A 6,823-nucleotide genomic window follows, 5' to 3' on the forward strand; every position below is an offset into this window, starting at 1 on the left:
TTTGCAAAGTATCACAAATCTTTGAAAGAGAATGGCAGGAGAAAAACTCCTGCCATGGTTGCAGGGTTGATAGATCATAGGATGGGCTGGAAAGAGATATTATGGCTAAAAATAAACAAAATATGAACCAACAAACGATTAGGGGACTACCGAACATTTGGGAATGGAGGGAAGTTAAAATGAAAAGGAAAAGATTGGAATTGCTGAAGATAAATTTCTGATCCAGGTTGATTTAGCCCTTTTTCATTTCCTGTGGAACCCGGGTTTAGTTGAAGTTATATAAACCAGCACAACATTCATTAATGCCGGGTATGCAGATGGAAACCGAAGGTGAGATAATGAAGAAATATATGTACTTTGCAGGTGCTGTCATATGCATTTTATTTCTTTATTTCCTGGGCGTGATGTCGCATCCCTCGGAAATAAACATTTCTGATGCGGAAAAACATGAAGGGGAAAAAGTGGTGGTAAAGGGCACGGTCATAAAGAAAGAGTGTAATGAAAAATTTGAAGTGGTAACCATAAAAGATGGAAATTGTTCGATAAAGATTTTTGTGTACGGCTCGACTGATACAGGCTATGGCGATAAAGTAAAAGTTTCAGGAAAAGTTGAGAGATATGATGGAGAAATCGAAATTTTTGCAGACCATATAAAAATATGCGAGAGGTGGGATAGAAGGAATATACCGCTCTGGGAACTTTCCGAAAATTTTATGGAATACATTGGAACAAATGTCAATGTCACGGGCTACGTATACGGCATCTATGCAGATTACTTCTATTTGACAGATTTCGAAAGGGAGTATAAAATAAAGGTGTTTTACCCGAAGAACTTCAGTCTGGGCGTGGAGAATCATGAACATGTACATGTAAAAGCTTTATTTGAGTACAATCCAAAAAAATTGTGTATGTATATGGAGATAAATGGAAATGAACATGGGGTAGCAAAGATGGGATGAAATGCTTGAACTTTTTATTGTAATCTCTTTTGCCTTTATCGGGGCGATAATTGGATGCATAACCGGTTTGATACCTGGACTCCATGTAAACAACATAGCCCTCATTCTTCTTTCCCTGTCCGGGACCATTGCCTTCTCCCTCTCCACCGTGAGCATCATCGAAAGTGAAATTGTTCCGATTTTGGTGTGCGTAATAATTATTGCGACTTCGATATCCCATACTTTCGTTAACATAATTCCCTCGACGTTCCTGGGGGTGCCGGAGGAGGACACCGCCCTCGTCCTTCTGCCTGCCCATTCCATGCTCCTGGAGGGAAAAGGTTACGGGGCGATAAGTCTCTCCGCAATGGGTAGCTTTGGTGCCATCATAATGAGCTTTATCCTTCTCATTCCTTTCAGGTTTTTGATCGGCCCTCCAGTCAATTTTTATGGATTGCTTGGCGAGATAATTCCGTGGATTCTGCTTGCGATATCGATAGCCCTTATAGGAACGGAAAAAAGTACAAGGCATGTGGCATACGCAATTTTGATTTTTTTATTGTCGGGCATATTTGGCATGCTGGCTATGGACGCAGACGTTTCATCCCCCATAGGCATTCATGCCTCACTTCTTTTTCCAGCCCTTGCGGGACTTTTCGGCGTTTCCACACTATTCCATTCTTTCAATACAAATGTTTTACCCGAGCAAAAATTGGATGATGAAAAATTTGATTTTATTGAAGGAAGCAAAGACGTTGGAACAGGAGTTATAGCAGGCTCTATTGTTTCAATACTGCCCGGAGTGACATCGGCGGTGGCAACGATAATGGCCATGGTTGCAAGAGGCAAGAAAGACAGAAAAAATGTTATCGTAACGCTCTCGGCCGTAAACACCGCCACATCATTTTTTGTAATCTCGGTGCTTTTTATGATTGGGAAGGCAAGGAGCGGGAGTGCAATTGTTATAAATGAGATTATGGAAATAGATAGATGGAGTAGTGCTGCCCCTCCTTATTCACTGTGTTATTTGCTAATAGCCGTAGTGGTGACGGCATGCCTTTCGTATTATGCAACGAAATCTTTGGGAAAAATAATTGCAAAACACATATCTTCAATTCCTTACAACACGGTGGCAAAAATATCTGTAATTACCATTTTCATTATGGTATTCTTGTTCACGGGCTTTACCGGCATTGTTGCCCTCATTGCAGGAACATTGATAGGACTTTTATGTCTCGAATTGGGCGTAAGGAGAAGCACATGTATGGGAGTGTTATTGCTGCCCATCATGCTCACATATTTTTTATAACGTCCCACACATCATTGAGAAACGGAGTTACGTCAATTCTATGTTTTTTTGTTATAACTATTGCTGCAACTTCTGGAATTATTTTTTCTTTTTCAGCCAAATTTTTTATTGAAATCATTGCATCGCCCTCTTTCACTCCTTTCTTTACAATTTCCGAAACAATGGACGATAGAATGTCAGGTTTTTCATTCCTAGTGGTACCTCCTTCAGCCCTAAATCCTAAAGGTAGTTCTACTGCCCCATAATCAAAGTTTGGTTTATAGCCGTCTTCTTCTTTCTTCAATAACTCTTTATCCATACAATCTTTTATGAAATTTTTTGCCTGGCCGGGGGTAAACCAGCCAAGTTCATATGAAAGAGCCATATAAATGTCGTTGTCGTTCAATTTTTCCTTTCCGCTCCTTTGAAACAGGAACGCTATGAGCTGCCTCGATTTTTCCATAACGTCACCTTACCTTCTTAACCACGCCTTCTTCCAGATATATCCCCCATTCGGGTACATCTACTTTCTCTTTTGGAGATACTGCAACAATGCCTTCAAAACCAAATTTTTTAGCTTTTTTCGCTACATCTTTTTCATCCTTGCCTCTCAGAAATATCTCTCCATCGCACATGTCCCTTATTTTACTCAATCCATCATCATCAATAATGTCTCCTACCGTTATTCTTTTTGCACCGACTATGATAAGGTCCATCACATCCTCCAAATATCTTGGAAGTGAATCTATCCATAAAAATGGCTTCTGGGAAACTTTTTTGTAAACATCAAGATTTGATTTATTTTTTTTGATGCCGTCCATGTCAATTACATACACTTCCTTGTACTCTTTTTTCAATTCCCTCAGTTTTTCTACTGCATTAAAACGCTTCCTTCCTTCTGCGATCTTTCCCCTTTCTATGTAAACGAGCGGTATTTTCTCCATTAAACTGCAATCTTCTGCCTATTAAAATGTTTTTCACTTAAATTTTTTATATTGCCACGCCCATACATGCATGGGGATTATGAAAATTACTGAATTAAAGGGTATTGGCCCACAGTATGGTAAAAAATTAAAAAGGGCTGGAATAAAAACTATTTATGACCTCAGAGAAATGAATGTTAAGAAGGTGGCTGAAGCTTCAAAAATAGGGGAGCAATTGCTTAAGAAATGGAAGGATAGTGCAATGAAAATGCATCTGCTTACAGATATAAAAGGTATTGGTAATGCATTCAGAAAAAAACTTGAAAAACAGGGCATATTTACTGTTGAAGAACTTTCCAGAGCCGATAAGGGCATTGCGGATAAAATTGGCATATCAGAAAAAAAGTTCAAAGCATGGATAAAGGACGCAAATAAAATGGTGGGAAAAAAAATATCAAAAAGGGCGGTTGTGGCGGAGAAGATAGGGGCAGATAACGCATTCATAACCATAAAAGGAAAAAAAGCAGATGTGAAGATAAAAGAGAAAGTGCATGAAGAAATTCCTGTATTCAGGGGTAAACTGGACGATGTTGTAAAGGAAAACAGTATGACAGTCAATATTGATAATTCTGGCAATGTTAGACTATGGTTCAACGGGAAATGGTACGACAATATTCCTGCTACAGAAGAGAGTTTGTGGAGCAAAATAAAAAGAATATTTTGGGGGGCTAAATGATAAAAATAAGATGGCACGGGCATGCCTGCTTTGAGATATCAAATGATTTAATCATCGTAACCGATCCTCATGATGGAAGTTCAATAGGCATACGGCCGCCGAATGTCAAAGCAGATGTTGTTCTGGTCTCTCACGACCATTATGACCATAACAAAGTAAAGGCCGTGGGGAAAGAAGGAACAAAAGTGATAAGAGGTGGAAATGAAAATATCGACGGAATAGAAATAAGTTCTTTAAAGGCATACCATGATAAAGAAGAGGGAAAGAGGAGAGGGGAAATAACAATATTTAAATTTACCATAGAAGGAACAACATTCTGTCATCTTGGTGATTTGGGCCATGCAATAGACGACGATTCTGCGGAAAAAATAGGTAACGTGGACATACTGTTTGTTCCCATAGGCGGTGTTTTTACCATTGACGGAAAGGAGGCCCTAGAAGTATGTAAAAAGATAAAACCAAAGGTTATCGTGCCCATGCATTACAAGGTAGGTGGACTCTCGATTCCGATAGAACGAATAGATGCCTTTCTGGACAATGCTAGGAAATACTATGAAATAAGGCATGTTGCCAACGAAATAGAAATTGAAAGCGATGACCTGCCCGTGGAGGAAGAAATATGGGTTTTCACTCTCTAGCCTTTAATATTTTATCCACTTTTTTTTCAACAGATAAATAATTTGATTCCGGGCCTATTGATTCTATAACCGCTACGTCTGAAATTTTTTTAGGACTTGGTGTTGCCCTTTCAAAAAGGTTATCTATGGCGTTTTCGATATACGAAATATTAACATTTTCTTCCAGCACATCTTTTTTTCGTTCTGGCTGTCCTCCAATCGCTTTTTGAGGATGTTCTACCCCAACATTTTCAAAGATAAGGGAGATTTTGCAGTGTGGACATTTTCCCCTGGTTGTGTTTACGTTTACCTCAAAGTTTTCACCACAGTTAGGACACTTAACCTGCACTTTTTCCATTAAAAATGTATACAATTCTCACTATTAATTGTTATGGTATCCATGCACTGCAGCCATGATTTTCCCTATTGCACTTTCCCTGCAGGAAGGATATACCCTTATTTTTCCTTTTAAAGATACCGCGTTGTTATCTTCTGCCAGTGCAATGAATCCATCCAAGGCTTTTTCCTTGCTGAATTTCAGGTGAAAAGAACAATCCTCATCGATGCTTTCATCGATTTTTTTAATATCCAGCATAGGCAATACACGCAGGCAGAAATTTTTTATCGTTCTGGCGTTTTCAATTTTTAATTTCATAATCTTTATTTTGTCTCCGAAATAGCCTTCCAATACATGCTCTTCTATCTTTTCTTCTGCATCATTCTTCCCATATGCAATGAACAATATCGCCTCCCTGACCTTATTTTCGCTTTCAGTGGAATAACAAAATGTTCTTAGCAGGATGTAATGGAATGGTGCCTCCATCCCTACTTGCCCCTTCTTTTGTTCGCCCTTATGCTGGGCCTCACCTTTTCAGCACCTTTCCACTTATTTTCCAAGCCCCTTCCTTTTTTACCTGCGGACGTTTTTCCCCTGTATACCCTGTTTTTCTCTTCTGCCACCCAGTTAACGTCTTTATCATTTGTTATTGCAGGATGACTTCTATCTACCAGAATGACTTCATAATAATGATGTTTTCCGTCCGCCCCTACCTTGTAGGAATTCAATACTTCCATGTTGGGATAGTGTTTTGCCACTCTCTCCTCAGCTATTCTCTGCGTGGATTTCCCCGGCGTTATTTTATTTATACCCATCCTTGATGGTTTTCTTCCTGCACTTGGACGTTGCTTTCTCAATCCACCCTTTCTTACCTTCGCCCTTACAACGATAAAACCCTGCTTTGCTTTATAACCGAGGGCATGCGCCCTGTCTATCCTTGTTGGATTTTCGATACGGACAATGCTTCCTTCCTTCCTCCACTCTATCAGTCGCTTCCATTGAGATGATTGATATGATGCATCGGGTTTTTTCCACGTTTCTCTCAGATGCTGGTACAATCCTTTGGTCATTTGAAATCTGAAAAGCAAACTCTTATATAACCATTTGGATGCCGAGCTCTCAGTGACTATGATTTTCAGGGCGATTTATACAACATGCTCGGTGGTATTACAGCATGGAAAGATGCAGGATTTCCTGTTGTGAATTCTCTGTCTATTATTGAATAGGGATATGTAGCCTAAGAAGTATTTCAAAAGAAGGCGTGCTGAAATATTTTGGTGTGCGTACAAAGAAATATATTTCATATTCAGTAGCATCTGTCTCAGGAGCTATACTGGCAGTATGCAGTTGCACTATATTGCCGTTGTTTGCTGGAATATATAAGAGAGGAGCAGGTATAGGCCCAGCAATAAACATCCTCGAGGAAGCTGTTGATTTCCTGGTGGAACGTGTGGCAAATCTTGCGAAAGGTTTAAATATTATTTTATATTCCATAAATATGAGAAATCTCATAATTTCAAAATTTAATAGAATGGAAACATCGAATCAAATGAGGGGCGATGCAAAATGAACGAAATAAAAAAAGTCGAGAATAATGTCAAAAATGTTTTGAACCACTGGGGGTTTGAGGAACTGAGTTCTTCTATATATACTGCTCTTGCCATCTCCGGCAAACCATTGACAGCAAGGGAGATATCGAAACACATAGATTATGCCTACTCTACAACCATCAACGCACTGAATAACCTCATAAAACTGGGCTATATCCAAAAGATGAGGGATGGAAGAAAGAACGTTTATGCTGCGAATACCGATTTTGTAGATATTATACATGGGGAAAGAAACCGTCTTTTTTCACTTCTGAGAGAAACTTCAGACGAAATCCATAAGTTGAAAAGCAGTTATAAAAGAAAACTGGGAGGAGTGCTGAAAATGATTGAGAATGCTATTCATTACCTGGAAAAGACGAAAAAATTTGAGGAGG

Annotated in this window: 10 protein-coding genes and 1 pseudogene; 6 read left to right on the forward strand and 5 right to left on the reverse strand. The window is 39.2% G+C overall.

Annotated elements, in window-relative coordinates; all coding sequences use genetic code 11:
- Positions 1-302 precede the first annotated feature (302 nt).
- Positions 303-959, forward strand: a complete 657-nt coding sequence (locus U9O96_04765; GenBank protein ID MEA2054412.1) for a hypothetical protein — start codon at positions 303-305, stop codon at positions 957-959.
- Between the two features lies 1 nt (position 960).
- A complete protein-coding gene (locus U9O96_04770; protein MEA2054413.1) occupies positions 961-2,247 on the forward strand; it encodes a tripartite tricarboxylate transporter permease in 1,287 nt (428 codons plus the stop codon).
- Here U9O96_04770 and U9O96_04775 read toward each other — a convergent pair.
- Both U9O96_04775 and U9O96_04780 read right to left on the reverse strand, forming a co-directional pair.
- On the reverse strand, positions 2,231-2,689 hold the full coding sequence (locus tag U9O96_04775; GenBank protein ID MEA2054414.1) for a DUF2240 family protein: 459 nt from the start codon (positions 2,687-2,689) through the stop codon (positions 2,231-2,233). The two genes, U9O96_04770 and U9O96_04775, sit on opposite strands and share 17 nt — an antisense overlap.
- Positions 2,690-2,693: 4 nt before the next feature.
- On the reverse strand, positions 2,694-3,170 hold the full coding sequence (locus U9O96_04780) for a hypothetical protein (protein ID MEA2054415.1): 477 nt from the start codon (positions 3,168-3,170) through the stop codon (positions 2,694-2,696).
- Positions 3,171-3,249: 79 nt separating this feature from the next.
- On the opposite strand from U9O96_04780, the gene U9O96_04785 reads away from it, so the two are divergent.
- Together U9O96_04785 and U9O96_04790 are read left to right on the forward strand one after the other, a co-directional pair.
- The gene (locus U9O96_04785; protein MEA2054416.1) at positions 3,250-3,885 is read left to right on the forward strand and encodes a DUF4332 domain-containing protein; all 636 of its coding nucleotides are present in this window, start codon (positions 3,250-3,252) and stop codon (positions 3,883-3,885) included.
- A complete protein-coding gene (locus U9O96_04790) occupies positions 3,882-4,523 on the forward strand; it encodes an MBL fold metallo-hydrolase (GenBank protein ID MEA2054417.1) in 642 nt (213 codons plus the stop codon). The genes U9O96_04785 and U9O96_04790 overlap by 4 nt, the downstream gene beginning before the upstream one ends.
- Here the strand turns inward: U9O96_04790 and U9O96_04795 are convergent.
- The 3 genes from U9O96_04795 to U9O96_04805 are packed head-to-tail and all read right to left on the reverse strand — an operon-like array spanning position 4,513 to position 5,909.
- Positions 4,513-4,860 (reverse strand): hypothetical protein, encoded by a 348-nt coding sequence (locus U9O96_04795; GenBank protein ID MEA2054418.1) that lies wholly within the window; start codon positions 4,858-4,860, stop codon positions 4,513-4,515. The genes U9O96_04790 and U9O96_04795 overlap by 11 nt on opposite strands.
- A 24-nt stretch (positions 4,861-4,884) precedes the next feature.
- Complete coding sequence (locus U9O96_04800) at positions 4,885-5,325, reverse strand: RNA-binding domain-containing protein (protein ID MEA2054419.1); 441 nt, start codon at positions 5,323-5,325, stop codon at positions 4,885-4,887.
- Positions 5,326-5,327: 2 nt separating this feature from the next.
- Complete coding sequence (locus U9O96_04805; protein ID MEA2054420.1) at positions 5,328-5,909, reverse strand: 50S ribosomal protein L15e; 582 nt, start codon at positions 5,907-5,909, stop codon at positions 5,328-5,330.
- A 176-nt stretch (positions 5,910-6,085) separates the two neighbouring features.
- Between U9O96_04805 and U9O96_04810 the strand changes: the two are divergent.
- Together U9O96_04810 and U9O96_04815 are read left to right on the forward strand one after the other, a co-directional pair.
- A pseudogene (locus U9O96_04810) lies at positions 6,086-6,247 on the forward strand (permease).
- Positions 6,248-6,405: 158 nt separating this feature from the next.
- On the forward strand, positions 6,406-6,823 hold a 418-nt coding region (locus U9O96_04815), incomplete at its 3' end, for a helix-turn-helix domain-containing protein (protein ID MEA2054421.1).

The organism is Candidatus Thermoplasmatota archaeon, assembly GCA_034660695.1.
Lineage (GTDB): Archaea > Thermoplasmatota > E2 > UBA202 > DSCA01 > JAYEJS01.

Bases quoted from the DNA above. Each gene is read 5' to 3' on its own strand.
- U9O96_04785 (MEA2054416.1), top strand. From the start codon at position 3,250: ATGAAAATTACTGAATTAAAGGGTATTGGCCCACAGTATGGTAAAAAA.
- U9O96_04775 (MEA2054414.1), bottom strand. From the start codon at position 2,689: ATGGAAAAATCGAGGCAGCTCATAGCGTTCCTGTTTCAAAGGAGCGGA.
- U9O96_04805 (MEA2054420.1), bottom strand. From the start codon at position 5,909: ATGACCAAAGGATTGTACCAGCATCTGAGAGAAACGTGGAAAAAACCC.
- U9O96_04790 (MEA2054417.1), top strand. From the start codon at position 3,882: ATGATAAAAATAAGATGGCACGGGCATGCCTGCTTTGAGATATCAAAT.
- U9O96_04780 (MEA2054415.1), bottom strand. From the start codon at position 3,170: ATGGAGAAAATACCGCTCGTTTACATAGAAAGGGGAAAGATCGCAGAA.
- U9O96_04800 (MEA2054419.1), bottom strand. From the start codon at position 5,325: ATGGAGGCACCATTCCATTACATCCTGCTAAGAACATTTTGTTATTCC.
- U9O96_04795 (MEA2054418.1), bottom strand. From the start codon at position 4,860: ATGGAAAAAGTGCAGGTTAAGTGTCCTAACTGTGGTGAAAACTTTGAG.
- U9O96_04770 (MEA2054413.1), top strand. From the start codon at position 961: ATGCTTGAACTTTTTATTGTAATCTCTTTTGCCTTTATCGGGGCGATA.
- U9O96_04765 (MEA2054412.1), top strand. From the start codon at position 303: ATGCCGGGTATGCAGATGGAAACCGAAGGTGAGATAATGAAGAAATAT.